Source organism: Microbacterium meiriae (assembly GCF_025143875.1).
GTDB classification, from domain to species: Bacteria; Actinomycetota; Actinomycetes; order Actinomycetales; family Microbacteriaceae; genus Microbacterium; species Microbacterium meiriae.
Map to the genome: position 1 here is coordinate 14,299 of NZ_JAMBDU010000002.1, position 26,395 is coordinate 40,693.

A 26,395-nucleotide genomic window follows, 5' to 3' on the forward strand; every position below is an offset into this window, starting at 1 on the left:
TCAGGCCGAGGCGGGGATGACGCCCATCGCGAGCAGCACGAGCAGCACGCCGCCGAGCAGGATCCGGTAGATCACGAACGGCAGGAAGCTGCGCTTCGAGATCCAGTTCATGAAGAACGCGATCACACCCAGTGCGACGACGAAGGCGACGCCCGTGGCGGCCACCGTGTCGCCGAGCGAGAAGAAGGACGGCTCGCCCCAGCTCTTGAACAGCTGGTAGAAGCCGCTGCCGAACACGGCAGGGATGGCGAGCAGGAAGGCGTACCGGGCGGCGGCGGCGCGCTCGTAGCCGAGAAAGAGACCCATGGTGATCGTGCCGCCGGACCGCGAGACGCCGGGGATGAGGGCGAGTGCCTGGGCGAGCCCGAAGGCGATGCCGTGCGGGTAGGTCAGGTCGTCGAGCTTCCGGCGCTTGGCCCCGACGTGATCGGCGATGCCCAGGAGGATGCCGAACACGATGAGCATGATCGCCACGATCCAGAGTGACCGGAAGACGGTCTCGATCTGATCCTGGAAGAGCAGCCCGAGCAGCACGATCGGGATGCTGCCGATGATGATGAGCCAGCCCATGCGCGCGTCCGAGTCGTTCCGCGGCACCTTCCCGGCGAGCGACCGGAACCACTGGGAGATGATGCGGACGATGTCCCGCCAGAAGAACACCACGACGGCGGCCTCCGTGCCGATCTGCGTGATGGCGGTGAAGGCCGCGCCCGGGTCCTCCCCGGAGGGCAGGAACGTCCCGACGACGCGCAGGTGGGCGCTGGAGGAGATCGGCAGGAACTCGGTGAGACCCTGGACGATTCCCAGGATCAGTGCTTCGAGCAGGTGCATGGAGAGGCCTTCGTCTTTCGGGACGGCACGGAGCGCGTGGACGCCGCTCAGTACGTGCGCAGCAGATCGGCCAGCACCCGCTGACCGAAGACAAGTGAGTCTACGGGCACCCGCTCGTCGACTCCGTGGAACATCCCGGTGAAGTCGAGATCGGCCGGCAGACGCAGCGGGGCGAAGCCGTAACCGGTGATGCCGAGAGTGGCCAGCGCCTTGTTGTCGGTCCCGGCTCCCAGGAGGTACGGGATGACCGGTACGCCGGGGTCGTGCCGACCCAGGGCTGCCACCATCGCGTCGACGAGCTCCCCCGCGAACGGCGTCTCCATGCCGATGTCGCGCACCACGGTCTCGATCCGGATGTCGTCGCCGACGATGCGCTGGAGCTCGGCGAGCACGTCGTCCTCGGTCCCGGGGATCACCCGGACGTCGATCAGCGCCTCGGCGCGCTCCGGGATGACGTTGTGCTTGTAGCCGGCGGTGAGGGCCGTCGGGTTGGTCGTCGTGCGGAACGTCGACCGCAGGAAGGCTTCTGCCGGACCGGCCGCGGCGGCGAGGGCGTCGGGGTCATCGGCGCTCCGGCCGCTCAACGCACTCAGGCCCTCGAGCAGCGCCTCCGTCGTCGGCGTGAGCCGGACCGGCCACCGCGTGCGGCCGATGGCGGCCACCGCCTCGGCGAGCTTCGTGACGGCGTTGTCGTCGTGCAGGCGACTGCCGTGTCCCGCTCGGCCGGTGGCGACGAGGCGGATCCAGATCAGGGCCTTCTCCCCCACCTGCAGCAGGTACGCCCGGCGGTCGTCCACGGAGATCGAGTAGCCGCCGACCTCGCTGATGGCCGCCGTCGCGCCGGCGAACCACTCCGGACGATCCTTCACGACGAGCGCGGAGCCCTCCACGCCGCCGTTCTCCTCATCGGCGAAGAAGGCCAGGATGAGGTCACGCTCCGGCTGCTCCCCCGCGCGCAGGATGTCCGCCACGGCGGTGAGGATCATCGCGTCCATGTTCTTCATGTCGACCGCGCCGCGGCCCCACAGCATGCCGTCCTGCACCGTGCCGGCGAACGGATCCACCGTCCAGTCCTCGGCGACCGCGGGCACGACGTCCAGGTGGCCGTGCACGACGAGAGCCGGCTTGGTGCGATCGCGCCCCGGGACACGTGCCATGACGTTCGTGCGCCGCGGGATGGGCTCGTGGTACTCGACCTCGAGTCCCAGCTCCTCCAGGTACGCGCCGACGTACTCGGCGGCTTCCCGCTCCCCCTTCGCGTTGCCGCCGCCGTAGTTGGAGGTGTCGAAGCGGATGAGGTCGCTCGCGACGCGGGCGACCTCCGGCAGGGAGGATTCGGTCATGGACTCAGGCTATCGAAACCGCGTGCCACGCCCGGGCGTCACGCTCGGTTCGAGACGCCTCCGAGAACGTGCTAATCTCATTCTTCGGTCGGCAACGATCAAATCCAACACCTGCGCGGGTGGCGGAATGGTAGACGCGCTAGCTTGAGGTGCTAGTGCCCGATAGGGCGTGGGGGTTCAAGTCCCCCTCCGCGCACAGAGAGCGAAGGCCCCGGATCCACGGATCCGGGGCCTTCGTCGTTTCCCGTGCGTCGCGGTGGGGCGCTGTGGTCCCGCACGCGGCGGGACCACAGCGCCGTCACACCGCGCCGACGCCGAAGAGCAGGCCCAGCGCGTAGGTCACCGCCGCCGCGCCGAACCCGATGGCGAGCTGCCGAAGGGCGCGGCGGAGGGGCGGGCCACCGGAGAGCACGCCGACCATCGCTCCCGTGCTGAGCAGAGCGATGCCGACCAGCACGAGCGCGAGGACGATCGCCGCAGTGCCCTCCATGCCGAAGATCCACGGCAGGACGGGGATGATCGCGCCGGAGGCGAAGAGGAGGAAGCTGGAGATCGCGGCCGTCCAGTCGCTGCCGACGACCTCGTGGGCGTCCGCACCCTGGACGCTCACGGGCCCCGTGGCCGCCCGTCGGACACCCTCCTGCGCCGCCTGGACGATGCGGCGGGCCCTGGCCAGCGACTCGCCCTGGTCCATGCCGCGGGCGCGGTACACGAGCGCGAGCTCGTTCTCGTCGATGTCGAGGTCGGCGGCGGCCGCCGCCGCATCCTCGTTCGCCTCGGTCGCGGTGAGGAGTTCCCGCTGCGACCGCACCGACACGAACTCCCCCGCACCCATGGACAGCGCACCGGCGAGGAGCCCGGCGATGCCGCTGAACAGGACGAAGCCCGAGCTCACGCCGGTGGCGCCGATGCCGAGCACGAGCGCGAGGTTGCTGACCAGGCCGTCGTTCGCGCCGAAGACGGCAGCGCGGAAGGAACCGGAGAGGCGCCGACGCCCGCGTGCGGCGAGGCCGCGAACGACCTCGTGGTGAACCTTCTCGTCTGCCCGCATGGCAGGGGTGGCCCAGCGCTCGGCGTCGTACGGAGAGCGGGCCTCGGCGCTCTGGGCGAGGGCGAGGACGAAGATCGAGCCGAAGCGTCCGGCCATCCACCCCAGGAGGCGCGAGCGGACCCCCGCCCGCGGCAGGCGGGTCGGTTCTCCGCCCAGCAGATCGAGCCAGTGCTTCTCATGCCGGCGCTCGGCCTCGGCGAGCCCGAGCAGGATCGCCCGTTCCTCCCCCGACCGGCGGGACGCGAGGCGCTGGTACACGGCGCCCTCCGCCCGTTCCTCGACGAGATAGCGAGCCCAGCGCCGTCGATCGGCGGCCGTGGAATCGGCTGCGGCAGGGGCTGTCATGGAACCTCCAGGTGTAACCGTGCCCGGCGTCCGGGCAACCGTTCCACGCTATCCGCGCGGGGTCGCACAGGCCGCGTCCTGGCACGGATTGCCAGCATTTCGGGGATCCGAAGCAGCGACCGGACCTCGCTCAGGAGCGGACGCGTTTGCGCAGCACCTCGATGCGGGACTGCAGCTGCGTCACGGTCGCCTGCGCCACCGCCGGTCCGCCGCAGATGCGACGGAGTTCGGCATGCACAGCACCGTGCGGCTGGCCCGACTGCCGCGCGTAGAGGCCCACCAGGCTGTTCAGGAGCTGGCGCTGTTCGCGCAGGGTGCGATGCAGCGGCGCAGGGAGCGTCGTCGTCTGCGCCGGCTCTGCCTGGGCCTCCCGCACTTCGCGGTGCCGGGACTGCCGCGCCTGCCGCTGCATGAGGAGCTCGTGGACGTGCTCGGGTTCGAGGAGACCCGGGAAGCCGATGAACTCCTCCTCCTCCGGCGTGTTCGGCTCCGCGAGCTGGCCGAACTCCTTGCCGTCGAACACCATGCGATCGAAGTGGGCGACGGAGGAGATCGCCTGGTAGCTGAACTCCTGGGTCAGCGCGTCGGAGGCCTCGTCCTCTCGGTTCGCGCTCTCCAGGAGTGAATCCTCGAGACCGTCGTCATCCTTGGACTGCCGATCCAGCGCGTGGTCGCGCTGCTTCTCCATCTCGTTCGCGAGCTTCATCAGCACGGGGACGTGCGGAAGGAAGACGCTCGCCGCCTCACCTCGACGACGGGCGCGGACGAAGCGGCCGATGGCCTGGGCGAAGAACAGCGGAGTGGACGAGGAGGTCGCGTAGACGCCCACCGCGAGCCGCGGCACGTCGACGCCCTCCGACACCATGCGCACCGCGACCATCCACCGGGCGGTGCCTTCGGAGAACTTCTCGATCCGCTCGGAGGCGGTGGCGTCGTCGGACAGCACGATCGTCGGCTGCTCGCGCGTGATGCTGTGCAGGATCTTGGCGTAGGCCCTGGCGACGGTCTGATCCGTCGCCAGCACGAGTCCGCCGGCATCCGGGATGTGGTGTCTGATCTCGGTCAGACGGCGGTCGGCCGCCGAGAGCACCGCCGGCATCCAGTCGCCCTCGGGATCCAGCGCCGTGCGCCAGGCCTGCGACGTGACGTCCTTCGTGTTGTCCTGTCCCAGATGGGTCTCGAGCTCGTCGCCGGCACTCGTCCGCCACCGCATCTTCCCCGCGTACATGTGGAAGAGCACGGGGCGGACGACGCCGTCCGCGAGGGCACGCCCGTAGCCATAGGCGTAGTCGGTGCTGGAGACCCGTGCCCCGGACTCATCAGGGAGGTACTCCACGAAGGGGATCGGCGCCGTGTCGCTCCGGAACGGGGTCCCGGACAGCAGCAGCCGACGCTTCGCCGGCCCGTAGGCGTCGCGGATCGCGTCACCCCAGCTCAGCGCGTCGCCGCCGTGGTGCACCTCATCGAGGATGACCAGGGTCTTCGCGTCCTCCGTGAGGTGGCGGTGCACCGAGGACTTCGCCGCGACCTGCGCGTACGTGACCACGACGCCGTGATAGTGCCGCGCCGGTGCCCAGTCGCTGTTGCGGAAGCGCGGGTCGAGCCGGATGTGCACGCGGGCGGCGGCGTCGGCCCACTGGGTCTTGAGGTGCTCCGTCGGAGCCACGACGATGACCCGGTTCACCTCCCCCATGCGCATCAGCTCGACCGCGAGGGTGAGCGCGAAGGTGGTCTTGCCGGCGCCCGGTGTGGCGGCCACGAGGAAGTCGCGCTGGTCGGCCTGGAAGTACGCATCCAGAGCCTCCTGCTGCCATGCCCGCAGCTTGTTCGCCGTTCCCCACGGGGCGCGCTGAGGGAAGGACGGAGAGAGCATCGACTCCACGATAATCGCTCCCACCGACACCGGGGCATCCGCCGGGGCGCCGCGCGCGTCCTCCCTCGGGAGCGGCGGCACGGGTAGGCTCGGTCACTGCGCGGCGGTCACCACCGTGCGCGCACGCGTTGGCGAAGGAGAGTCGGATGAGCGATCAGGAATCGACCAGGACCCCGTACGTCGCGAACGAGACCCCGCACCCGTGGCGACGGTTCGTCGCGATCGGCGACTCGTTCACGGAGGGCATCGGCGACCCGGACCCGGCGGCCCCGGGTGGACACCGCGGCTGGGCCGACCGCGTCGCGGAGGTGCTCGCCCAGCAGGTGGACGACTTCGCCTACGCCAACCTCGCCGTCCGAGGGAAGCTCATCGCGCAGATCGTCGCCGATCAGATCGAACCCGCCGTCGCGCTCCGCCCCGACCTCATCTCGATCTGCGCCGGCGGCAACGACGTCATCCGCCCCGGCACCGACCCGGACGCCATCGCCGCGCAGCTCGAAGACGCGGTGGCACGGCTGTCCTCCACCGGTGCAGCGGTGATCCTCTTCACGGGCATCGACACCGGATTCACGCCGGTGTTCCGTCCGTTCCGCGGCAAGGTCGCGATCTACAACGAGAACATCCGCGCGATCGCGGAGCGGCACGACTGCATCGTCGCGGACCAGTGGGCGCTGAAGGTCGTGCAGGACGCACGCTTCTTCGACGATGACCGCCTGCACTACAACGCCCTCGGCCACCACGAGGTCGCGCGGATGGTGCTCCGCGCCCTCAACGTGCCGAACGACCTCGAGGCCATGCAGCCGGAACCGCTGCCGCTGCGTACCTGGCGTGCCGCCCGCGGCGAAGACCTCGGCTGGGCGCGGGAGCACCTCGTGCCCTGGGTGCTCCGCCGTCTGCGGCACCAGTCGTCGGGGGATCACATCGCGGCGAAGCGCCCAGAGCCCTCTCCGGTCATCTTCCCCGGCAAGGAGTGACACGCGCCCTCACTCCGCGGGAGCGAGGGCCCACAGTGCCACGGCGGCCGCCGAGGCCACGTTGAGCGAATCCACGCCGCCGGCCATCGGGATCGTGACCACGGTGTCCGCGCTGTCGAGAGCAGTCGGCGTGAGTCCGTCTCCTTCGGCGCCGAGGAGCAGCGCCACCTTCTCCGGCCGCTGCGCTGCGTAGACCCGGAGATCCACCGCCGCGTCGCTGAGAGCGAGGGCGGCGATGTCGAAACCCTCGTCACGGAGGGCGCCCACGGCCGCATCCCAGTCGTCGATCCGGGTCCAGGGCACCTGGAAGACCGTGCCCATGCTCACCCGCACGCTCCGGCGGTACAGCGGGTCGGCGCAGCGCGGCGACACCAGCACCGCATCGGCCCCCAACCCGGCGGCGGCACGGAAGGCCGCACCGACGTTGGTGTGATCGCCGAGGTCCTCCAGGACCAGCACCAGCCGTGCGTCGCGCACCACGTCCGCGACCGGCGCCAGAGCCGGGCGGTGCATCGCGGCGAGGGCCCCTCGGTGCACCTGATAGCCGGTGACTTGTTCCGCGACCTCGTCCGGGACCACGAGCGCCGGGACGGCGCGGTCCCCCAGGATGCGCCGTACCTCGTCGACGCGCCGGGCCGAGACCAGCACCGATCGGGGTTCGTGCCCGGCGGCCAGCGCACGCTCGATCACCTTGGCGGTCTCGGCGATGTAGAGTCCCTCCGCGGGCTCGCGGACGGCGCGGAGGGCGGTGTCGGTGAGGCCGCGGTAGTCGTCCAGCCGCGGGTCGTCGATGTCGGTCACATGCTCGAGGTCCACCGCTCCACTCTGCCATCCCGGTTCTCGCCCACCCCACGCCCCGTAGACTCGAGCGAGGAGGTCCTGTGAGCGTGACGAACACCGCCGAGCCGTCGGCCGAGCTCTCCCACGCCGCCGACCTGCTGCGCGGCAAGCGGATCGCCCTCCTCACCGGCGCCGGCATCTCGACCGACTCTGGCATCCCCGCCTACCGCGGCGAGGGGGCGCGCACCCGTAGCGATCCCATGACGATCCAGACCTACCTCGGCGACGAGGCGGCGCGGCGTCGCTACTGGGTCGGCGGGCACCTCGGGTGGCGCGCCTTCGCCCAGGCCGCCCCGAATCCCGGCCACCGAGCCCTCGCGGAGATGGAGTCCAGAGGCGTGGTCTCGGGCGTCATCACGCAGAACGTCGACGGCCTGCACCTACGCGCGGGCAGCTCGCACGTCATCGAGGTGCACGGGACCATGCGCCGCGTGCTCTGCCTGCACTGCGGCCAGGTGTTCGACCGTCGCGACATCGCCGTGCAGATCGAGGAGCGCAATCCCTGGATCACGGTTCCGGAGAACGTGGCGCTGGCCCCGGACGGCGACGTGCTCCCGGAGAGCACCGAGGGCTTCGTGATCCCGCGCTGCACCGTGTGCGAGGGCATGCTCAAGCCCGACGTGGTGTTCTTCGGAGAGTACGTGCCGCAGGACCGCTTCCGTGCCGCGGAGTCGTTGCTGCGCTCCAGCGATGCGCTCATCGTGGCCGGCTCCTCTCTCGTCGTGAACTCCGGCGTGCGCCTCGTGAACCGTGCGCGTCGGCGTGGCATCCCTCTGATCATCGTCAATCGCGAGCCGACCCGCGCGGACGCCTGGGCCGATGTCACCATCGCCGCCGGCACCAGCGACGTGCTCCCCGCCCTCCAGGAGATGCTCTCGTGACCTATCTCACTCTCATCCGCCACGGTCAGACCGACTGGAACCTCGCCCGCCGCATCCAGGGGTCGACCGACATCCCGCTGAACGAGACGGGGCGCGAGGACGCACGGTGGGCGGCGGAGAAGCTCGCCGGCACGACGCACCATGCCGTCTACACGAGCCCGCTCGTGCGAGCGAGCGAGACCGCCGGCATCATCGCGGAGCGCCTGGGGCTGGAGATCGCGGGCGTGGTCCCCGACATCCGGGAACGGGAGTTCGGCGACGGCGAGGGCATGCTCGTTCCCGACTACATCTCGACCTACGGCGACTGGCACGCGGAGGTGCCCGGGGCGGAATCGCTGCACGAAGTCGGCGTCCGTGCCATCGCCGCGCTGCACCGGATCGCACGGGACGCGCGACGGAGGTCGGCGCCGCAGGCCGAGTCCGTGCTCGTCGTGACCCACGGGGGCGTGATCCGCGCCGTCATCGACCACGTCTCCGGCGGCACGCTCCCCCGCGACGGTGAGGTGCTGCGCAACGGCTCTGCGCACCGGTTCGTCGCCGCACCCGGCTACCTCCGCCTGCTGGAGGAGACGCCCGTCCTCTGACGGGACGGTCAGCCGGCGCGGGAGACCACGGCGCGCGCGTGGCGCAGGACGGGCTCGTCCACCATGCGCCCCTGGAAGCGGAACACACCCCGTTCCTCCGCCGCTGCCGCGAGGACCGCATGTGCCCAGGCCACGATCTCGGGGTCCGGTGCGTACGCGGCTCGGATCACCTCGACCTGACTCGGATGGATGCAGGCCGTCGCACGGAACCCCGAGGCTGCAGCGTCCCTCGCCTCCTGCTCCAGCCCTGCCGTGTCGGCGATGTCGACATGCACGGCGTCGATCGCCGCCTTGCCGTACGCGCCGGCCTCCAGCAGCACCCGGGAACGGGCGTAGCGGGCGATGTCCCGGTACCCGCCCTCGTCGTTCCGGGATGACGTGCCGCCGAGCGAGGCCACCAGATCCTCCGCTCCCCACATCAGTCCGGCGACTGCCGGGTGCGCGGCGATGTCGGGCGCCGCATGGATCCCGCGCGCCGTCTCGCACAGCGCGAGGAGCGAGTAGTCCGCGCCGAAGGCGTCCAGACTCTCCGCGCTCTCCGTCTTCGCCACCATCACGGTCCGGAAGGGCGACCGTGCCAGGGCCTCGAGGTCGTCCGCGAAGGCCGCGGAGTCCGGGGCGTTCACCCGCACGATGACGCGCGCGGGATCGAGGTCAGCGGCGACGACGTTCTTCCGGGCCTCGGCCTTCGCAGCCGGCAGGACGGCGTCCTCCAGGTCGAGGATCACGGCATCGGCGCGCTCCTGCGCCTTCGCGAAGCGCTCGGGGCGGTCCGCCGGGCAGAAAAGCAGGGCAGGACCGAGCTCGAAGGTCATACCGCCTCCCCTTCCGGCCGGCAGCGCACGAGCACCGTGCGGACGGCCGTCGCGACCACCGTGCCGTCCTGATTGCGTCCGGTGTGCGCGATCTGCACGACGCCCTGACCGGGGCGGGACGACGAGAGCCGCTTATCGACGACGACGCTCTCGGTCGTGAGCGTGTCACCGGCGAACAGCGGATGCGGGAAGGCGATGTCGCCGAGGCCGAGCTGCGCCACCAGCGTCCCCTGCGTGAGCTGGGCGACGGAGGAGCCCACCATCGTCGACAGCGTCCACATGGAGTTCATGAGGCGCGCGTGGAAGGGCTCCTGGGCATCGGCGAACGCGGCGTCCAGGTGCAGCGCCTGAGTGTTCATCGTCAGGGTCGTGAAGAGGACGTTGTCCGCCTCCGTAGCCGTGCGACCGGGGCGATGCACGTACCGGACGTCGGTCTCGAACTCCTCGTAGTACAGGCCGCGCTGCACGATCTCGCGCATGGTCATGCCTCCACGCTACCGGGCGAGTCCGAGCGCCCTGGCGATCACGAGGAGCTGGACCTCGGTGGTCCCCTCGCCGATCTCCAGGATCTTGGAGTCGCGATAGTGGCGCGCCACCGGGAACTCGTTCATGAAGCCGTTGCCTCCGAAGATCTGCGTGGCGTCGCGGGCGTTGTCCATCGCGGCCTCCCCGGCGACGAGCTTCGCGATCGCCGCCTGCTCGGCGAACACCTCTCCCGCGTCGCGGAGACGGGCAGCGTGGTGCCAGGCGAGTCGTGCCGTGTGGACGCGGGCCCGCATGCGCGCCAGGGTGAACTGGGCGTTCTGCCGCGTGCTGAGGGCGCTGCCGAAGATGGTGCGGCTCTTGGCGTAGTCGACCGCCGCCTCCAGGCAGCCCTCCGCCGCACCGGTCGAGAGGGCGGCGATCGCGATGCGCCCCTCGTCCAGGATGCTGAGGAAGTTCCGGAAGCCGCTCCCCCGCTCGCCGAGGAGGTTGCCCGCCGGCACCCGCGCCCCGTCGAACGTCAGCGGATGCGTGTCCGAGGCGTTCCAGCCCACCTTGTCGTAGGGCGGCTCGACCGTGAACCCCGGCGTTCCGTTCGGGACGATGATCGTGGAGATCTCCTTGCGCCCCTCGTTCTGACCGGTGACGGCGGTGACCGTCACGAACCGTGTGATCGGGGTGCCCGAGTTCGTGATGAACTGCTTGGAGCCGTCGATCACCCATTCGTCGCCGTCGAGCCGCGCTGTCGTCCGCGTCGCCCCGGCATCGCTCCCCGCCTCGGGTTCCGTGAGTCCGAACCCGGCGAGGGCACGACCGGCGAGGAGATCCGGCAGCAGCTCGCGCTTCTGCTCCTCGGTGCCGAAGCGGAAGACGGGCATCGCCCCGAGGCTCACGCCGGCCTCGAGGGTGATCGCGATCGACTGGTCGACTCGTCCCAGAGCCTCGATGGCGAGGCCGAGCGCCATGTAGTCGCCGCCCTGCCCGCCGTACTCCTCGGGGAAGGGCAGCCCGAAGAGGCCGAGCTCGCCCATCTGCCGCACGACGTCCATCGAGAGCGTGTGGGTGCGATCCGCCTCGTAGGACTGCGGGGCGACCACCGTGTCGGCGAATTCGCGTGCCATCGCGGCGAGTTCGCGCTCCTCTTCGGTGAGATCGTGCATCATCGGTCCTCCTCCGTCATCGACACGCGGGCGACCGGTTGATCGCGCCGCACCTGATCGCCCACCGCGACCAGCATCCGCACCACGCCGTCGTGCGGCGCGACCACGGGGTGCTCCATCTTCATCGCCTCGATCGATACGAGAGGCTCTCCCGCGCGGACGGCCGCCCCGTCCTCGACATGGACCGCCACGACACCGCCCGGCATGGGGGCGCGCGCCTCGGGCTCGGTGGCGCGGGCCTCCCGCTCCGCGGCGGCGAGTCGCCTCCGCATCCGGCCGCGGCGATCCAGGGGGCGGAGCCGCAGCGTCCGCCCGCCTTCGCAGACCCATATCGCGCCCTCGGCATCGCGGGCCGCGCACACCCGGTCGGACGGGGGCAGCGTCGGTGTCGTGCGCACGATCTCGTCGTCGTCGTCGGTGAGCAGGGTGAAGGGTTCGGGCGCGTGCGGTGCTGCCCCCAGACGCCACCCGGGGAGGGAGCGCCACAGCGATCCGGCGCCGCCCGGTGATGCGGCGGTCTCGCGACGAGCGTCCACCAGTCCGGCAGCTGCCGCGACCTGCGCCGCCGACGGGCTCATCGGCTCGAGCGGGAGCAGGGTGTCGATGAGACCGGTGTCGAGGTCGCCCTCGAGCACGCGACGGTCCCGGAGGAGCCGGCGCAGGAACGCGATGTTCGTCTCCACTCCCAGCACCACGGTGCGGGCGAGGGCATCGTCGAGTCGCTGCAGCACTGTCGCCCTGTCCTCCGCCCACGCGATGATCTTCGCGATCATCGGGTCGTAGAACCCGCTCACCACGCTCCCGGATTCCACGGCCGCGTCCACGCGGACACCGGAAGGTGGGTCGAAGAGCAGCACGGTGCCGGTCGACGGCAGGAACCCGCGCTCCGGCGACTCGGCGTACACACGGGCCTCGACGGCATGCCCGGTCGTCCGGGGTGCGACGTCGAGCGGCTGTCCGTCGGCCATGCGGAGCTGGAGTGCGACGAGGTCGAGTCCGGTGACCTCCTCGGTCACCGGGTGCTCCACCTGCAGCCGGGTGTTCATCTCGATGAAGAAGACGTCGTCGGGAGCATCGGCGTCGACGAGGAACTCCACGGTCCCCGCTCCGACGTAGGCGACGCTCTCCGCGGCGCGCACGGCTGCCGTGAGCAGCCGGTCGCGGGTCGCGGGCGGGATCCCGGCGGACGGCGCCTCCTCGATCACCTTCTGATGACGACGCTGGAGCGTGCACTCGCGCTCGCCGAGCGCCACGACGGTGCCGTGCGCATCGCCGAACACCTGCACCTCGATGTGACGCGGTCGGCGGATGAGACGCTCCAGGATGAGCGCATCGTCGCCGAAGGCGGATGCCGCGACGCGTCGGGCTGAACTGAGCGCGCCGGGAAGACCCGCGCTGTCGACGACGACCTCCATACCCTTCCCACCCCCGCCGGCACTCGGCTTGACGAGGAGCGGGAACCCGACCGCCTCCGCCTCCTCGCGGATCTCCGCATCCGAGAGGCCCCTGGCGTCGAACCCCGGCACCACCGGCACGCCGCTGCGGCTCACATGCTCACGGGCTCGCGCCTTGTCTCCCATGATCTGGAGTGCTTCGACCGTCGGGCCGATGAACACGATGCCGCTCTCCGCACAGGCCTCCGCGAGCCCGACGCTCTCGGAGAGGAATCCGTAGCCGGGATGCACGGCCTCCGCTCCGGAAGCGCGGGCCGCGGCGATGACGGCGTCGATGTCGAGGTAGGACTCCGCCGCCGGCGCCGGCCCGATCCGCACGGCGGCGTCCGCCTCGCGGACGTGCGGCGCGTCGACGTCTGCATCGCTGTAGACCGCGATGCTGCGGATGCCGAGGTCGCGGAGGGTCCGGATGATGCGGCGCGCGATCTCGCCGCGGTTCGCGACGAGGGCCGAGGAGAACGAGAGGGAAGGCGAGTGCGACATGGGGCTCACATCCGGAAGACGCCGAAGCGCGGCTCGGGCAGGGGGCTGCGGGCGACGACGTCCAGGGCGAGACCGAGGAGGTCACGGGTCTGCTCCGGGTCGACGATGCCGTCGTCCCACAGCCGTGCGGTCGCGTAGTACGGTTCGCCCTGCTCCTCGTACTGCGCCCGGATCGGCTCTTCGAACGCCGCACGCTCCTCCGCGGTCCACGCCTCCCCGCGCGCCGCGAGCTGGTCGTCCTTCACCGTGGCGAGCACCGAGGCGGCCTGAGGCCCGCCCATCACCGAGATCCGGCTCGCCGGCCAGGTCCAGAGGAATCGCGGCGAGTAGGCGCGCCCGCACATCGAGTAGTTGCCCGCCCCGAAGGAGCCGCCGATGATGACGGTGAGCTTGGGGACCCGGGTGGTCGCCACCGCCGTGACCATCTTGGCCCCGTCCTTCGCGATCCCTCCCGCCTCCGCATCGGAGCCGACCATGAACCCGGTGATGTTCTGCAGGAAGAGCAGTGGGATGCCGCGCTGATCGCAGAGCTCGATGAAGTGCGCGCCCTTGAGCGCCGACTCGCTGAACAGCACGCCGTTGTTCGCGACGATGCCCACGGGGTGGCCGTGCAGCCGCGCGAAACCCGTCACCAGTGTGGTGCCGTACTCGGCCTTGAACTCATGGAAGGTGTCGCCGTCGACGAGGCGTGCGATCACCTCGCGCACGTCGTACGCGGCGTTGACGTCCACGGGAACCACGTCGTACAGGGAGCCGATCTCCGCCGGGGCGCGACTCTCCCCGACGTTCCAGGCCGGGGCGAGCGGCGGCGGCAGCGTGGCCACGATGTCGCGGAGGATCTCCAGCGCGTGCTCGTCGTCGTCGGCGAGGTGATCCACGACGCCGCTGCGCCGGGCGTGCAGCTCCCCTCCGCCGAGCTCCTCCGCCGTGACGATCTCGCCGATGGCAGCCTTCACCAGAGGAGGCCCGCCGAGGAAGATCGTGCCCTGTCCGCGGACGATGACGGTCTCGTCGCTCATCGCGGGAACGTAGGCGCCACCCGCCGTACACGATCCGAGGACCGCCGCGAGCTGCGGTATTCCCTGCGCGGACAGCCGGGCCTGGTTGAAGAAGATGCGTCCGAAGTGCTCGCGGTCCGGGAAGACCTCGTCCTGTCGAGGAAGGAAGGCGCCGCCCGAGTCCACGAGGTAGAGGCACGGCAGACGGTTCTCGAGGGCGATCTCCTGCGCCCGCAGGTGCTTCTTCACGGTGAGCGGATAGTACGTTCCGCCTTTCACGGTGGCGTCGTTGCAGACGACCATGACGTGTCGGCCGTGGACCAGGCCGATGCCGGCGATGACACCGGCCCCCGGCGCCTCCCCGCCGTACAGACCGTCGGCCGCGAGCGGGGCGATCTCGAGGAACGGGCTGTCCTCGTCGAGGAGACGGGTGACGCGGTCGCGCGGGAGGAGCTTCCCGCGGGCGACATGTCGCTCGCGGGAGGCCGCGGGGCCACCCTGCGCTGCGGTCGCGAGACGGTCACGGAGCCGCTGGGCGAGCGCTTCCTGGGTTGCCGGCATCGTGACGTCCTCCTCGACCCACGTCGCGCCGGGCGGGGAACCTGGCGCGCTGCATGCATTCTCGGTTAGTGTTCACTAACCCGTTGATTCAGGTTAGCGAGGATTAACTGAGATGACAAGCCCCGCCACCGCCCGTGACCGTGCCAAGGCAGAACGCTCCGACGCCCTTCTGCATGCCGCGGCTCGGCTCTTCGCCGCGCGCGGGTACAGCGGGGTGAGCCTGGAGGACATCGGCGCCGCCGTCGGTGTGTCCGGGCCCGCGGTGTACCGCCACTTCGCCGGGAAGCAGGCCCTTCTCGGAGCGGTCCTGGTGAAGGTCAGCCAGGACCTCGTCGCGGGCGGACGACGCGTGTCCGAGGAGACGAGCGCACCCGACGAGCGCATGCGCGGGCTCATCCGCTTCCATGTGGAGTTCGCGCTCGGCAACGCCGAGGTCATCCAGGTGCAGGATCGCGATCTCGCCTTCCTCGACGAGGACGATCGCGCCGAGGTCCGCCGACTGCAACGCGCCTACATCGAGCTCTGGATGGACGCTCTCGCCGCGCTCGAGCGTCCGGAGCCGCTCGACCGGGACGAACTCCGGCTCCGCGTGCAGGCGTGCTTCGGTCTCATCAACTCGACCCCGCACAGCACGCGGGCCGCGACGAGACGGCACACGGCCACCGCGACCGTGCTGGTCGCGATGGCCGAGGCTGCACTGCGCGCCGCTAGCTGAGCAGCATCGCCCGTCCCGGATCCTCGAGGATGTCGGCCACGTCCTTGAGGAACGTCGCGCCCTCGGCCCCGTCGACGAGGCGATGATCGAAGGACAGACTCAGCGTCATGAGCTGACGGAGTGCGATCTCACCGCGGTACTCCCACGGCTGCCGCCGCACCGCGCCGACCGCGAGGATCCCGGACTGCCCTGGCGGGAGGATCGGCGTTCCGGCCTCCACCCCGAACACCCCGATGTTCGACAGGGAGAACGTGCCCCCGGCGAGCTCGGCCGGGGAGGTCTTCCCTGCGCGAGCGGTGTCGGCGAGCCGCCTGACCGCGGTCGACAGCTCCACCAGGTTCATCCGCTCCGCATCCCGGATCATCGGCACGATGAGACCCCGATCGGTCGCCGCAGCGATCCCCAGGTCGACATAGCTGTAGTGGACGATCTCGCCGGACTCCTCATCCCAGCGCGCATTCAGGCCGGGCGCCCGGCGCAGAGCGAGACAGACGGCCTTCGCGACGACGGCGAGCGGGCCGATCCGGTGCTCCGCAAGCGCTCGGTCCTCGCGGAGACGTGCCAGCATCTCCATGGTCGCGGTCACATCGACCGTGTGGAAGACCGTGACGTGCGGGGCGGTGAACGCGCTCTGCACCATCGCCGCTGCCGTGTGCTTGCGGACCCCGCGGATCGGGACGCGCGTCTCCCGCGGCCTCCCCTCCGCGCGCGGAAGGGTGCCGGAGGCCGCGGTGGTCTCGCGCTCAGGCGTCCCGGCGGGCCGTGACGGCTCCGCTCCGATACGCTCCGCGTACGCATCCACGTCTGCCCTCGTGATCACTCGGTCACCGACTTCCGCAGCGACGAGGACGAGGTCGACGCCCCGTCGCTTGGCGTAGGCGCGCACCGGAGGGGTGGACCGTGGTCGCTCCAGAACGGGCTCGACCGCGACCGATGGCGTCGCGTCGTGCGGCGCTGCCTCGAGAACGGCGGTGTCGGCCGCCGAGGCCACCTGGGCGGCACTCCGGCGCCGCGCCCGGCGCGCGGGGCGTCCACTCGATGTCGGGGCGGCTCCGTAGCCCACGAGGTTCGGCTGCGCCTTCTCCGCGGAGGCCTCTTCCTCGCCACCGGACGGCGCCGCCGGAGGATCGTCCCCCTCGATGTCGAAGGCGATCAGCGGTGCTCCCACGGCGACGGTCTCTCCCGCGTCCGCGTGCAGGGTCGACACCGTGCCTTCATAGGGCGACGGCAGCTCGACGACGGCCTTGGCCGTCTCGACCTCCGCGAGGGTCTGATTCAGCGCGACGCTGTCGCCGGGCGCGACGAGCCACTGCACGACCTCCGCCTCGGTGAGTCCTTCGCCGAGGTCGGGGAGACGGAATTCGGCGATCATGCGTCCGCTCCCGTCAGGCTGTGCGGGCGATCCATCACGCGATCGACCGCATCGAGGATCCGGTCGAGATCAGGCAGGTGGTACTTCTCGAGCTTGGCGGGCGGGTACGGCACGTCATGCCCGGTGACCCGTAGCGGAGGGGATTCGAGGTACTCGAAGCAGAGCTCGGTCACGCTCGCGATGACCTCCGCGGCGAGGCCGGCTTCCCGAGAGGCCTCGTGCGCGACGACCACTCGTCCGGTCTTCCGCACCGAGGCGGCGATGGAGTCGTAGTCCACCGGAGAGAGCGATCGCAGGTCGATGACCTCCAGGGCGACGCCCTCGTCTTCCGCGGCCTCCGCCGCCTGCAGCGCGGTGCTCACCATGGCTCCGTAGGTGAGGACCGTGACGTCCGTCCCGGAGCGCACGACCCGGGCGAGTCCCATCGGCGGCGCATCCGCGAGCGGTGCCTCGAGGTCGACCTCGCCCTTGTGGTGATAGAGCCGCTTCGGCTCGAAGAACACGACGGGGTCGTCCGACGCGATCGCCTGCCGGAGGCTCCGATAGGCGTCCTCCGGGTTCGAGACGGCGACGACACGGAGGCCCGCCGTGTGGGCGAAGTAGGCCTCCGGCGACTCCGAATGATGCTCGGCGGCACCGATTCCGCCGGCCCACGGGATCCGGATCGTGATCGGCATCTTCACCCGCCCCTGGGTGCGGTAGTGCAGCTTGGCGACCTGCGAGACGATCTGGTCGAAGGCGGGGTAGACGAACCCGTCGAACTGGATCTCGACGACCGGGCGGTAGCCGCGGAACGCGAGACCGACGGCCGTGCCGACGATCCCGGACTCCGCGAGCGGTGTGTCGATGACCCTGGCCGCCCCGAACTCGTCGAGGAGGCCGTCGGTGATCCGGAAGACGCCGCCGAGCTTGCCGATGTCCTCGCCCAGGAGCACCACCTTCTCGTCGTCGCGCATCGCCTGACGGAGGCCGGCGCCCAGCGCCTTGCCGAGAGTGAGTTCGGTCATGGTCACGCCTCGCCCTCGAATGACGCGAGGTATGCCGCGTACTCGTCGCGCTGCCGCTCCAGGCCCGTGTGCGGCTCGGCATAGACGCCGTCGAACACCGCCAGCGGCGGACGGGTGACCATGCCGAGGCAGGTCGCGCGCATCTCCTTGGCGACCGCGTCCGCAGCCGCCTGCGTCTCGGCGAGATGCTCCTCGGTGAGGTCCCCGGTCGCACGGAGGTACGCCTCCAGTCGCGTGATGGGGTCGCGGCGGCGCCAGGACTCCAGCTCGGCCTCGTCCCGGTACCGGGTGGGGTCGTCCGCGGTGGTGTGCGGGCCCAGCCGATATGTCACGGCCTCGATGTAGGCCGGGCCCTTCCCGGAGCGCGCGTGGTCCAACGCCCAGCGCATCGCCGCCAGGCAGGCGAGGACGTCGTTCCCGTCCACACGGAGGCTCGGGATCCCGAACCCGGGCGCGCGCCCGGCGATCGGATACTGCGACTGCACGGCGACCGGCTCGGAGATGGCCCAGTGGTTGTTCTGACAGACGAAGACGACCGGCGCCTGATACGACGCGGCGAAGATCATCGCCTCGTTCACATCCCCCTGGCTGGTCGCCCCATCACCGAAGTAGGTCACGGCGACCTCCGATGCCTTCTCATGCTGGATGCCGAGCGCGTACCCGACCGCGTGCAGGGTCTGGGCGCCGATGATGATCTGCAACGGAGCGACGCGGAGGGCGGCGGGATCGTAGGCCGCCCCCTCTTCACCGCGCCACATCCGCACGTAGTCCCCCGGCTGCGCGCCGCGCGCGTAGATCACGCCGGTCTCCCGGTAGCTCGGGAAGACGTAGTCCTGCGGATCGAGCGCCCTGGCCGTACCGATCTGCGTGGCTTCCTGGCCCTGGCACGGCGCCCAGAGTCCCAGCTGCCCCTGACGCTGCAGGGCCACGCCCTCGGCATCGATGCGGCGGAGGATGACCATGTCGCGGTGCAGTGCCCGCAGCTGCGCGGCGTCGACATCGGTGACGAACGGGTCGAGGCGGTCGTTGGCGACACGGGTTCCGTCCGGAGCGAGGATGCGCTCCGACAGCTCCAGATCCTGGGCGGTGTCCGCAATGGGGGTGGTCTGCGGCGACATCATCGTCCTCCTCGTCCCTGGCGGCCCTCGCGGGGCGACGCGCAATGGTGCCGGCGTCATCACCGGCATGGTCTGAGGGTACGTCCGGTGAACACCTCGCTCAAGCAACTCAACCTGGATTGAGCATGTTGCTCATTTTTCTCCGGTCGCGTGCTGCTAGGGTTTGGCACTATGCCTGGACTGGACCGGATCGACCTGGAGCTTCTCGCCGCGCTCGCCGACGACCCGCGCGTGACCATCGTCGCTCTCGCCGAGCGCATGAGCCTGTCGCGGAACACCATCCAGGCGCGGATGGCGCGGTTGGAGCAGAGCGGCGTGTTCCTCTCCTACGAGCGCGCCTTCTCCCCCGATGTCCTGGGGTTCCCGCTGCAGGCGTTCGTCAGCATCGGCGTCCGCCAGACCGAGCTTCCCCGGATCATCAACGAGCTCGCGCGCATCCCGGAGGTCGTCCAGGCGCACGGCCTGAGCGGCTCCATCGACCTGTTGGCGCGCGTAGCATGCCGCGACGCGCGTCACCTGTTCGACACGGACGCCCGGATCCTCTCGATCGAGGGCGTGGAGCGCACGGAGACCTCGCTCGCGATGGGCGAGGTGATCCCGTTCCGGGTGGCCGGACTCATCGGCCTCGCGCGACGGGAATCCTGAGGAACCGACGGACCGCTCCGGCCGCCTCGGCCGGGGTCTCGTAGTGGATCAGGTGACCCACGTGCGCGATCTCGACGAGGGACGCGTCCGGGAAGAGAGTGACCAGCGCGCGCTCCGCCTCGATCGGGGTGATGTCGTCCTTCTGGGCGGCGATCAGGAGCGTGGGAACGTCGATCGACGGCGCGAACTCCCTGACGTCGTGGGAGACGCTCGCGACGAACGCGTCGTGCAGGACCTCCCGGTCGGAGAACCGCGAGAAGTAGGTGTCGTGCTGGTCGTGGATGAAGCGACGCAGCTCCGGATCCCGCGTCTTCGCCATGGTCACGCTCATGACACGGACGATCACCCGGTTGCGCAGGAGCGCGGTGCCGATCCGCGGCGGAAGCTTGGCACCGAGAGCGTAGTACAGCACCGCCAGTCGGGTCATGATGCCCTTCGGTCCCTCCAGCGCGGGCGCGCCGATGGGGTTCACGAGGATCAGCCGCGGGGTCTCCAGCCCCCGGGCGACGGCGGCGGCGGTCACGATGGAACCGAACGAATGGCCGAGGATCACGGCACCGGGTGCCGTGGCCGCCGTGAAGTCGGTGAGCCATCCCGCGTACTCCGCCAGATCGTGGCGGCGACCGGGCAACGGCGCGGACTCCCCGAATCCGGGGAGGTCGGGAGCCAGCACCCGGAGTTCAGGCAGGAAGGCCAGGACCGACTCGAGACCGTGGTGCTCGCCCCGGAAGCCGTGGACCGCGATGACGGTCGTCTCGGCGTCGTCCGGACCGTACGCCCAGTACGCCGTCGATCCGCCGCGGACCTCCACCTCATGGCGCTGCACCGGAATCCGGCTCAATCGCTCCGCATACGGGGAAGGCACACTCATGATCCGAGTCTACGAGGCCCCGACCGCGCGGCCCGCCCGCGGGCCCGCGGAGCATCCCCACCGTGCTGTCAGTGGCATGGGCTACTGTCCAAGAAGCCCCGGCCGCCCGGAAGAGGGCGCAGCAAGGAGTGTCGGTGCAGTTCACATCCACGGACATCGAGCAGGTGGAGACCACCTGGCAGCAGTTCGTGCCCTCGGCGACCCTGCAGGACGTGGACCCGCGCCGGTTCCGCTTCGATTGGCGCTCGGTGGAGGCACCCTCGATGTCGCTGGTCCGTTACCAGCTCGCCGCCCAGGTGCACTCCCGCGCCGAGCCCGAGGATCAGCTGTTGGTGTGCCGCGTGGATGCCGCCGATGCCCGGATCTGGTCGGGGCGCCAGGGACTGGACGCCGCCCAGCCGTGGCTGACGGACGGCGTCCGCGTGGAAGCGAAATGGAATCAGGTGGCCCGGGTCCGGGCCCTCGTGTTCGATCGGACCGCAGCGCGCGACTCGATCAGGCAGATCACCGGCGACGACCGCCTCGAGCTCCGGGCCACCGGGCTCGCTCCGCATACGCAGGAGGACGGAGCGCGGTGGGAGCAGATGTTCTCCTATATCGACGGCTCGTTCGGACCGGACGGCGCCGCCCCTCTCATCGCCGCAGAACTCGAACGCCACGCCCTCCTGCTGACGATGTCGGCGTTCCCCACCACGTTCAGCGAGTCGCTGCACCGTCCCGCGCAGCGCTCTGCGGCACCGGCCTCGGTGCGTCGTGCCCTGGCGTACATCGAGGACAACGCACATCTGCCGATCACGGTCGACGACGTCGCCGCGGCCGCGTACATGTCCACGCGTGGCCTGCAGTATGCGTTCCGCCGCGCACTCGACATCACACCGAACGAGGCCCTGAGGCGTGCTCGGCTCGATGGCGCGCATCGGGATCTGCGACACGGCAAGGGAGCCTCCGTGTCGGCCGTCGCCCGCCGATGGGGTTTCAGCAATGTCTCCCGGTTCGCCATCGCCTATCGCGAGGCGTACGGGAATCCGCCCGTCCTGGCGGCCCTGTGACGCCGGACTGACACCGCGCGCATACTCTGTTCGCGCCCGACGGCGAGTCCCGGCGATGCGCACGATGTCGTGCGCAAATTGGGTAGAGTCCAAGTATCCCCGGGAGCGGTCTGCCGTCTTCCCCCTGCACGTTCCGAAGGAGCGCCATGAACACCCCCGCCTCCCGCGCGAAGGTCGGCTGACGATGGGCAGCCTGTACTACGGCGACACCCAGACGCCGATCCAGATCGAAGACCGCGCACTCGCGCACCTCAAGGTCGTCATCGCCACCAAGCTGCGGCGCAACGAGAGCTTCACCCTCTCCTGGCGCCACCCCGAGGGCGACGCCCCCGGCCGCTCCACGCTGTGGCTGCACCCGTCCATCCCTCTCCGGTTCGTCTTCGACGAGGCCGAGACGCCCGAGCTGAGCCGTCGCTGGATCGAGGAACTCGCGCACTCCGCGAACTCGAGCGGAGGCATCACCCTCGTCGAGGAACATCTCGAAGGCGCAGACGTCGTCTGACGAGAAGGGCCGCGGGTTTCCCCGGGGCCCTTCTCGTTTCCGAATGAGTCAGCTCAGAGGCCCTCGTCCGAACTGGAGCTGACCGAACGCCGGGTCGTGGGCTCCCCCGTCGCCGGGTCGACGTACGTGCGCGACACGGTCTCCGTGCGACGTCGGCGGGCGAGCAGCACGATGCCGATGAGGAAGATGATCACGCCGGCACCCATGAGGATGTAGCCGACCATGTCCAGGTTGACCCACGGCACGTCGACGTTGATCGCGAACACGAGGATCGCTCCGATGACGAAGAGCGCGATTCCGCTGCCGATGCTCATTGTCTCTCCCGTTCCGCGGCGCGGTGCCGCTCTCGGGGAGCATGGCAGCGCCTCGTGGCGTCGAGGAGGGGCTTGACACGGCCGCGCTCAGGTCTCCGGGACTCTCAGGCCGCACCGGACTCCGGGCGCCGGGCCCAGAGGTCAGGGCCGAAGACCTCGTAGTCGATACGGTCCGGCTCAATCCCGCGGGCCGTCAGTGCGCCCCGAACGGCTTGCATGAACGACAGCGGCCCGCAGAGGAAGACGCGTGCCGTCGGCGGAAGGTCGATGCCGGCGAGATCCATCCGGCCGGACCGCACCGACGGCCCCTCCTCCACGCCCGCCGTGTACCAGGTCAGGGCGCGGACGTCGCTCAGATGCTGCGCACGACCGCGCACGGCAGAGACGAGGGCGTGCGTGTCCGGCTCCCGGTCCACATGGAACAGGTGCACCGGCCGGTCGGGACGCCGCTGTGCGAGGTCGTCCACCATCGCCGCGACGGGAGTGATGCCGATTCCCGCCGAGATCAGGACCAGCGCGTCATCGGAGTCGTCGAGGAGCAGGTCGCCGGCGGGCTGGGAGACATCGAGTACCGTACCGACCTGCGCGTTCTCGTGCAGCCAGGTCGACACCTGACCGTCCGGTGCGCCGTCCACACCACGCACACGCTTCACGGTGACGCGCAGCGCTGCCCCGGGTGCAGACGAGGAGATCGTGTACTGCCGGGGCTGGCGCGTGCCGTCCGGGAGGTCGACGGCGACGGCCACGTACTGCCCGGTCCGATGGGGCGCCCGCTGACCGTCCACCGGCTCCAGGACGAGGGAGATGACGTCGCGGGCCTCCTCCACCCGCTCGATGACGCGGTGCGGCCGCCACGGGTGGTCCGGGTCTGTGCCCGCCTCCGCGTAGAGCCGCGCCTCCTCCGCGATGAGCGAGCAGCCGAAGAGCCAGTACACCTCATCCCACGCGGCGTGCACCGCCGGTGTGACCGCCTCGCCGAGGACCTCATCGACGGCGGCCAGGAGATAGCGGCCCACGATCGCGTACTGACGGGCCGACACCCCCAGCGAGACGTGGCGGTGGGCGATACGTCGCATCACCGGGGAGAAGTCCGGCGCGTCGGGATCGATGAGGTGGACGGCGAACGCCACGACGGACGCCGCCAGTGCCTTGGGCTGATCGCCCTGCGCCTGATGCGCGCGGTTGAAGACGTTCAACAGCTCCGGATGCGCCTCGAACATGCGCCGATAGAACAGGGTGGTGATCTCGTCGGCGTGAGAGGCGACGACGCCCGCGGTGGCGCGGACGATGGCTTCGGAATCCGTGGAGAGCTGCATGGCTGCCTTTCGGTCGGTGTCCGTTCAGCCTCTCGACGACGAGCGCGCCACGTCGCCGCGGATACCGTGGAAAACAGGACTCCGCCCCGCTTTCACCTCACGTAGCCGTAGGACTCGACCCGCGGGAACGCGAGTCCATCGCCTTCGCCCGTCCACACGCCGGTGAAGCGCAGCACGACATCGTCTCCGGCGTCGAGCGGCCCGTTCCACGTGACGGTGTTCTCCGCCGCGGAAGGGCGGCCGGAGGTCGCTTCCAGCGTCGACGCTGCCCAGGTCGAGTCGTCGAGGAGGCCGTCCAGGCGGAACGTGAGCGCGCTCTTCGTGGAGTCCACCTCGCCGTTGTTGAGGAACTGCATGGTGTACGTCACGGTGTCCCCCACCTGGGGATCGGTCGGGCTCATGTTGAACGTGTACTGGAAGAAGAGACAGGCAGGCCCGACGCGCTGCGCGAGCACGCCCGTGCTCAGCGGCTTCGACACGGCCGGGTCCGCAGGTGTCGCCTCCGCGTGAGCGGCGGGAGCGAGCGTCGCTCCACCGAGCGAAAGAGCGGCCGCGACGCCGAGGGCGGCAGAGGCACGGGCAATGAGCGTCTTGGTCATGAGAGATGCCTTTCTCCGACGCGCTGCGGCGTCGGCGTGGTCGTCGAGGGAAACTCCTCGACGACCACTAGACGCCGAATGGCACGATCGATCACGCGACGACGAAGAAGTCGTCGCGCGATCGATCTGCCTGGCCTCTCCTAGTCCTCAATCACCGACGCGACCCGCCACCCGATGGCGGACGCCGAGCGCTGTCAGTCCCGCAAGCAGCAGCAGCGCTCCCAGGGCGAACGGGCCGGCGGGTCCCTCGGATCCGGTCAAGGCGAGCTCACCACCCGGAGGGGGCGGCGGAGTGACGGCGGTCCCATTGGTGAGGACCACCCCGAGCGTCGCGTCTTCGGAGATCGTGAGCGTCGCGCCGTCGTCGCCGACGTCGACTCCTGCGCCGGTGAAGTGCGGGCTCTTCCACGTGACGCCCTCCACGGCGATCGGCGCCTTCTCGCGGAGCGTGACGACCGTTCCCGCCGGCAGATCCGCGAGTCCCTCGCTCTCGCCGGCACGGAGCGCGAGTTCACCGGTGACGGAACGCCCCGCGAGCTCGTACGAGTACTCCACGGTGAAGGTCTGGTGCGCAGGAACGAGGGAGGCCCCCGCCCCCGTGACCTTCTTGGTCACCGTGAAGCCCCCGACCGGCGGCGGCGTGACCGTCGTCGGGTTGGTGAGCGTCACCGCGACTGTCGTGCCCCGTGCGATGGTGACGGTCGCGCCGCCATCGGTGATCGCCACATCGGTGCCGGAGAAGACCGGCGCCTGCCAGGTCACGCCGTCGACGTCCGCAGGCGTGACCTCAGACAGGGTGACGACCGTGCCGGCCGGCAGATCTTTCAGACCATCGGTCTGCCCGGATCGCAAGGCGAGCTCGCCCTCAACCGTCTGTCCTGCGCGCTGATACGAGTAGGCCACCCGGAACTCGCGATCGTCGGGCACCAGAGCCGCCCCCGGACCGCTGAGCTTCTTTGTCACCGTGAACGCGCCGACCGGAATCACCCCCTCGCCGTCTCCCCCACCCTGCGAGTAGATGACCGGCGTGCTCTCGGCGACCCACCGGGAGCCGGTCACGGTGTTGTGGAATGCATCACCGGGACGGACGTCGGCGGGCAGTGCGGTCTTGTACCGGAGCACGTAGATCGCGTCGGCGACGATCGGCGCGTCCACCGTCACCGTGAACGACTCGGAGCTGACCTCCGTGACGGTGAAGTCGCTGCCCGACTGCAGCCCGGTCGACACGGTGTACTTGCCTCCCGCCCAGTCCTTCGCGAGCACGTACGCCACGGTGACGGAGGCGGGATCGAGCACGAGGCCGGCCGTGAACGTGTCGCTGAGCGTCGGAGCCTCCCCGGCCAGCACGGAGGACGGGATGTTCACGCCCCACGCGATGTTCCGACCGTCGAGCGTCACGTCGCCCCACTTGGTCGGGGTCGTCGGCGCAGGGAACTCCGGGACCGGCCCGATCCCGCCGGGAACGTCGACCGGGACGACGGTTCCGCCGCCCGTCGTGAACGGGATCTCCGTCAGTGTGGTCTCCTCGTCCGCCCTGGCGCGGAAGTGCAGGGTGCCGCTGACGTCGGTGTGGCTGTCCACGTAGTCCGTGAGCGTGCACACGAGCTCACCGGTCGACACCTCGCACGTTCCGACGGTCTGGCCATCCGGTGCCGTCAGGGCGAAGGAATCCCGCACCCCGGTCAGGCTCGGGCTCGTCGGAAAGGCAAGGCGGAACGTGTCTCCCGCGGTCGCCGTGTCCGGCACTGCCCAGGTCGCTTCGAACGCGATCCGGTCCCAGACCTTGATCTGGTCGGTGGGTTCGGTGATGGTCAACGAGGTGATCCCCGCGACCTCCGCAGCGCGGGCCGTGGCCGGCGTCGCGATGACGGCCGCCAGGGCCGCCAGACAGATCGCGAGCAGAGCACCCACGAACGTCGTCAGGCGCGTTCCCCGCGCGCCCGATCTGATTGCATGCTGAATGACTGGCACTTTCGACTCCCCAGATGATCGATGAACTCGCGCATTTGGCTTCTTCCGCGCGAGTGATGTCCCCAGGAAGGGATGCAGAACGGCACGTTCTGTTACGCGGTTCGGCCGAACGGGTTTCTCGCGGCACACGCAATATGCCGTGATCCTGCGGAAAACGGCGTCATGAAACGGTCACCTCGTCATCTCTCCTGTGACGGATCGCTTCCCCTTCCGACGCGTCCGTCCGTCTGTAGAGGCATT

25 protein-coding genes, 1 tRNA gene and 1 pseudogene are annotated in these 26,395 nt (G+C 70.2%); 8 read left to right on the plus strand and 19 right to left on the minus strand.

Annotated features, from left to right (window positions below; genetic code table 11):
* Both M4D53_RS01415 and M4D53_RS01420 read right to left on the minus strand, forming a co-directional pair.
* On the minus strand, window positions 1-831 hold the full coding sequence (locus M4D53_RS01415; RefSeq protein WP_259951534.1) for an undecaprenyl-diphosphate phosphatase: 831 nt from the start codon (window positions 829-831) through the stop codon (window positions 1-3).
* Window positions 832-878: 47 nt separating this feature from the next.
* A complete protein-coding gene (locus M4D53_RS01420) occupies window positions 879-2,174 on the minus strand; it encodes a M20/M25/M40 family metallo-hydrolase (RefSeq protein ID WP_259951535.1) in 1,296 nt (431 codons plus the stop codon).
* 113 nt (window positions 2,175-2,287) lie between these two features.
* Here M4D53_RS01420 and M4D53_RS01425 point away from each other — a divergent pair.
* Window positions 2,288-2,370 (plus strand) — tRNA-Leu (locus tag M4D53_RS01425).
* 102 nt (window positions 2,371-2,472) lie between these two features.
* On the opposite strand, the gene M4D53_RS01430 is transcribed toward M4D53_RS01425, so the two are convergent.
* A complete protein-coding gene (locus M4D53_RS01430; protein ID WP_187664055.1) occupies window positions 2,473-3,570 on the minus strand; it encodes a VIT1/CCC1 transporter family protein in 1,098 nt (365 codons plus the stop codon).
* A 130-nt stretch (window positions 3,571-3,700) separates the two neighbouring features.
* Window positions 3,701-5,443: a DEAD/DEAH box helicase gene (locus M4D53_RS01435; protein ID WP_259951536.1), complete on the minus strand. Its 1,743-nt coding sequence runs from the start codon at window positions 5,441-5,443 to the stop codon at window positions 3,701-3,703.
* A gap of 146 nt (window positions 5,444-5,589) precedes the next feature.
* Here M4D53_RS01435 and M4D53_RS01440 point away from each other — a divergent pair, with 146 nt between their 5' ends.
* A complete protein-coding gene (locus M4D53_RS01440) occupies window positions 5,590-6,417 on the plus strand; it encodes an SGNH/GDSL hydrolase family protein (protein WP_259951537.1) in 828 nt (275 codons plus the stop codon).
* A gap of 9 nt (window positions 6,418-6,426) precedes the next feature.
* On the opposite strand, the gene M4D53_RS01445 is transcribed toward M4D53_RS01440, so the two are convergent.
* Window positions 6,427-7,233 (minus strand): TrmH family RNA methyltransferase, encoded by an 807-nt coding sequence (locus M4D53_RS01445; RefSeq protein ID WP_259951538.1) that lies wholly within the window; start codon window positions 7,231-7,233, stop codon window positions 6,427-6,429.
* A gap of 65 nt (window positions 7,234-7,298) precedes the next feature.
* Here M4D53_RS01445 and M4D53_RS01450 point away from each other — a divergent pair, with 65 nt between their 5' ends.
* Together M4D53_RS01450 and M4D53_RS01455 are read left to right on the plus strand one after the other, a co-directional pair.
* A complete protein-coding gene (locus M4D53_RS01450) occupies window positions 7,299-8,138 on the plus strand; it encodes a Sir2 family NAD-dependent protein deacetylase (RefSeq protein WP_259951540.1) in 840 nt (279 codons plus the stop codon).
* Window positions 8,135-8,722 carry a histidine phosphatase family protein gene (locus tag M4D53_RS01455; RefSeq protein ID WP_060922608.1) on the plus strand — a complete coding sequence of 196 codons (588 nt, stop codon included), beginning with the start codon at window positions 8,135-8,137 and terminating at the stop codon, window positions 8,720-8,722. Before M4D53_RS01450 ends, M4D53_RS01455 begins: the two co-directional genes overlap by 4 nt.
* Before the next feature lie 8 nt (window positions 8,723-8,730).
* On the opposite strand, the gene M4D53_RS01460 is transcribed toward M4D53_RS01455, so the two are convergent.
* From M4D53_RS01460 to M4D53_RS01480, 5 genes are read right to left on the minus strand one after another with little or no spacing between them, the layout of a single operon-like run.
* Window positions 8,731-9,537 (minus strand): HpcH/HpaI aldolase/citrate lyase family protein, encoded by an 807-nt coding sequence (locus tag M4D53_RS01460; protein WP_259951541.1) that lies wholly within the window; start codon window positions 9,535-9,537, stop codon window positions 8,731-8,733.
* On the minus strand, window positions 9,534-10,022 hold the full coding sequence (locus M4D53_RS01465) for a MaoC family dehydratase (RefSeq protein ID WP_259951542.1): 489 nt from the start codon (window positions 10,020-10,022) through the stop codon (window positions 9,534-9,536). Before M4D53_RS01465 ends, M4D53_RS01460 begins: the two co-directional genes overlap by 4 nt.
* A gap of 9 nt (window positions 10,023-10,031) precedes the next feature.
* Window positions 10,032-11,180, minus strand: a complete 1,149-nt coding sequence (locus M4D53_RS01470; RefSeq protein WP_259951712.1) for an acyl-CoA dehydrogenase family protein — start codon at window positions 11,178-11,180, stop codon at window positions 10,032-10,034.
* The gene (locus M4D53_RS01475) at window positions 11,180-13,117 is read right to left on the minus strand and encodes an acetyl/propionyl/methylcrotonyl-CoA carboxylase subunit alpha (protein WP_259951543.1); all 1,938 of its coding nucleotides are present in this window, start codon (window positions 13,115-13,117) and stop codon (window positions 11,180-11,182) included. Before M4D53_RS01475 ends, M4D53_RS01470 begins: the two co-directional genes overlap by 1 nt.
* A 5-nt stretch (window positions 13,118-13,122) precedes the next feature.
* Window positions 13,123-14,676 (minus strand): carboxyl transferase domain-containing protein, encoded by a 1,554-nt coding sequence (locus tag M4D53_RS01480; RefSeq protein ID WP_259951544.1) that lies wholly within the window; start codon window positions 14,674-14,676, stop codon window positions 13,123-13,125.
* A gap of 112 nt (window positions 14,677-14,788) precedes the next feature.
* On the opposite strand from M4D53_RS01480, the gene M4D53_RS01485 reads away from it, so the two are divergent.
* A complete protein-coding gene (locus tag M4D53_RS01485; protein ID WP_259951545.1) occupies window positions 14,789-15,391 on the plus strand; it encodes a TetR/AcrR family transcriptional regulator in 603 nt (200 codons plus the stop codon).
* Here the strand turns inward: M4D53_RS01485 and M4D53_RS01490 are convergent.
* The 3 genes from M4D53_RS01490 to pdhA are packed head-to-tail and all read right to left on the minus strand — an operon-like array spanning window position 15,384 to window position 18,888.
* Complete coding sequence (locus M4D53_RS01490) at window positions 15,384-16,763, minus strand: dihydrolipoamide acetyltransferase family protein (RefSeq protein WP_187664045.1); 1,380 nt, start codon at window positions 16,761-16,763, stop codon at window positions 15,384-15,386. The two genes, M4D53_RS01485 and M4D53_RS01490, sit on opposite strands and share 8 nt — an antisense overlap.
* The gene (locus M4D53_RS01495) at window positions 16,760-17,770 is read right to left on the minus strand and encodes an alpha-ketoacid dehydrogenase subunit beta (RefSeq protein WP_259951546.1); all 1,011 of its coding nucleotides are present in this window, start codon (window positions 17,768-17,770) and stop codon (window positions 16,760-16,762) included. The genes M4D53_RS01490 and M4D53_RS01495 overlap by 4 nt, the downstream gene beginning before the upstream one ends.
* 2 nt (window positions 17,771-17,772) lie before the next feature.
* The gene (gene pdhA, locus M4D53_RS01500; RefSeq protein WP_259951713.1) at window positions 17,773-18,888 is read right to left on the minus strand and encodes a pyruvate dehydrogenase (acetyl-transferring) E1 component subunit alpha; all 1,116 of its coding nucleotides are present in this window, start codon (window positions 18,886-18,888) and stop codon (window positions 17,773-17,775) included.
* A 171-nt stretch (window positions 18,889-19,059) separates the two neighbouring features.
* Here pdhA and M4D53_RS01505 point away from each other — a divergent pair, with 171 nt between their 5' ends.
* Window positions 19,060-19,533 carry an Lrp/AsnC family transcriptional regulator gene (locus M4D53_RS01505; RefSeq protein ID WP_025103414.1) on the plus strand — a complete coding sequence of 158 codons (474 nt, stop codon included), beginning with the start codon at window positions 19,060-19,062 and terminating at the stop codon, window positions 19,531-19,533.
* On the opposite strand, the gene M4D53_RS01510 is transcribed toward M4D53_RS01505, so the two are convergent.
* Entirely contained in the window at window positions 19,505-20,404 is a 900-nt protein-coding gene (locus M4D53_RS01510) for an alpha/beta fold hydrolase (protein ID WP_259951547.1), read from the minus strand. The two genes, M4D53_RS01505 and M4D53_RS01510, sit on opposite strands and share 29 nt — an antisense overlap.
* A 134-nt stretch (window positions 20,405-20,538) precedes the next feature.
* Between M4D53_RS01510 and M4D53_RS01515 the strand changes: the two genes are divergently transcribed.
* Window positions 20,539-21,453: a helix-turn-helix transcriptional regulator gene (locus tag M4D53_RS01515; protein WP_259951548.1), complete on the plus strand. Its 915-nt coding sequence runs from the start codon at window positions 20,539-20,541 to the stop codon at window positions 21,451-21,453.
* A gap of 184 nt (window positions 21,454-21,637) precedes the next feature.
* The gene (locus M4D53_RS01520; protein ID WP_060921991.1) at window positions 21,638-21,955 is read left to right on the plus strand and encodes a DUF7882 family protein; all 318 of its coding nucleotides are present in this window, start codon (window positions 21,638-21,640) and stop codon (window positions 21,953-21,955) included.
* A gap of 53 nt (window positions 21,956-22,008) precedes the next feature.
* Here the strand turns inward: M4D53_RS01520 and M4D53_RS01525 are convergent, their stop codons facing one another.
* The 5 genes and pseudogenes from M4D53_RS01525 to M4D53_RS01540 form a co-directional block, all read right to left on the minus strand.
* A complete protein-coding gene (locus M4D53_RS01525; protein ID WP_187664041.1) occupies window positions 22,009-22,269 on the minus strand; it encodes a DUF6458 family protein in 261 nt (86 codons plus the stop codon).
* Between the two features lie 104 nt (window positions 22,270-22,373).
* Window positions 22,374-23,225 (minus strand): ferredoxin reductase domain-containing protein, encoded by an 852-nt coding sequence (locus M4D53_RS01530; protein WP_311198677.1) that lies wholly within the window; start codon window positions 23,223-23,225, stop codon window positions 22,374-22,376.
* Window positions 23,211-23,588: pseudogene (locus tag M4D53_RS17485) on the minus strand (globin domain-containing protein); the annotation flags it as partial. The pseudogene M4D53_RS17485 and the gene M4D53_RS01530, both read right to left, overlap by 15 nt.
* Window positions 23,589-23,677: 89 nt before the next feature.
* On the minus strand, window positions 23,678-24,184 hold the full coding sequence (locus M4D53_RS01535; RefSeq protein WP_259951549.1) for a hypothetical protein: 507 nt from the start codon (window positions 24,182-24,184) through the stop codon (window positions 23,678-23,680).
* Window positions 24,185-24,331: 147 nt separating this feature from the next.
* Entirely contained in the window at window positions 24,332-26,095 is a 1,764-nt protein-coding gene (locus M4D53_RS01540) for a DUF5979 domain-containing protein (protein WP_259951550.1), read from the minus strand.
* Window positions 26,096-26,395 lie beyond the last annotated feature (300 nt).

Excerpts from the sequence above, each read along its gene's own strand:
- M4D53_RS01415 (WP_259951534.1), bottom strand. The coding sequence starts at position 831 with ATGCACCTGCTCGAAGCACTGATCCTGGGAATCGTCCAGGGTCTCACC.
- M4D53_RS01485 (WP_259951545.1), top strand. The coding sequence starts at position 14,789 with ATGACAAGCCCCGCCACCGCCCGTGACCGTGCCAAGGCAGAACGCTCC.
- M4D53_RS01465 (WP_259951542.1), bottom strand. The coding sequence starts at position 10,022 with ATGACCATGCGCGAGATCGTGCAGCGCGGCCTGTACTACGAGGAGTTC.
- M4D53_RS01460 (WP_259951541.1), bottom strand. The coding sequence starts at position 9,537 with ATGACCTTCGAGCTCGGTCCTGCCCTGCTTTTCTGCCCGGCGGACCGC.
- M4D53_RS01430 (WP_187664055.1), bottom strand. The coding sequence starts at position 3,570 with ATGACAGCCCCTGCCGCAGCCGATTCCACGGCCGCCGATCGACGGCGC.
- M4D53_RS01470 (WP_259951712.1), bottom strand. The coding sequence starts at position 11,180 with ATGCACGATCTCACCGAAGAGGAGCGCGAACTCGCCGCGATGGCACGC.
- M4D53_RS01490 (WP_187664045.1), bottom strand. The coding sequence starts at position 16,763 with ATGATCGCCGAATTCCGTCTCCCCGACCTCGGCGAAGGACTCACCGAG.
- M4D53_RS01520 (WP_060921991.1), top strand. The coding sequence starts at position 21,638 with ATGGGCAGCCTGTACTACGGCGACACCCAGACGCCGATCCAGATCGAA.
- M4D53_RS01440 (WP_259951537.1), top strand. The coding sequence starts at position 5,590 with ATGAGCGATCAGGAATCGACCAGGACCCCGTACGTCGCGAACGAGACC.
- M4D53_RS01510 (WP_259951547.1), bottom strand. The coding sequence starts at position 20,404 with ATGAGTGTGCCTTCCCCGTATGCGGAGCGATTGAGCCGGATTCCGGTG.
- M4D53_RS01505 (WP_025103414.1), top strand. The coding sequence starts at position 19,060 with ATGCCTGGACTGGACCGGATCGACCTGGAGCTTCTCGCCGCGCTCGCC.
- M4D53_RS01525 (WP_187664041.1), bottom strand. The coding sequence starts at position 22,269 with ATGAGCATCGGCAGCGGAATCGCGCTCTTCGTCATCGGAGCGATCCTC.
- M4D53_RS01435 (WP_259951536.1), bottom strand. The coding sequence starts at position 5,443 with ATGCTCTCTCCGTCCTTCCCTCAGCGCGCCCCGTGGGGAACGGCGAAC.
- M4D53_RS01475 (WP_259951543.1), bottom strand. The coding sequence starts at position 13,117 with ATGTCGCACTCGCCTTCCCTCTCGTTCTCCTCGGCCCTCGTCGCGAAC.
- pdhA (WP_259951713.1), bottom strand. The coding sequence starts at position 18,888 with ATGTCGCCGCAGACCACCCCCATTGCGGACACCGCCCAGGATCTGGAG.
- M4D53_RS01480 (WP_259951544.1), bottom strand. The coding sequence starts at position 14,676 with ATGCCGGCAACCCAGGAAGCGCTCGCCCAGCGGCTCCGTGACCGTCTC.
- M4D53_RS01420 (WP_259951535.1), bottom strand. The coding sequence starts at position 2,174 with ATGACCGAATCCTCCCTGCCGGAGGTCGCCCGCGTCGCGAGCGACCTC.
- M4D53_RS01495 (WP_259951546.1), bottom strand. The coding sequence starts at position 17,770 with ATGACCGAACTCACTCTCGGCAAGGCGCTGGGCGCCGGCCTCCGTCAG.
- M4D53_RS01535 (WP_259951549.1), bottom strand. The coding sequence starts at position 24,184 with ATGACCAAGACGCTCATTGCCCGTGCCTCTGCCGCCCTCGGCGTCGCG.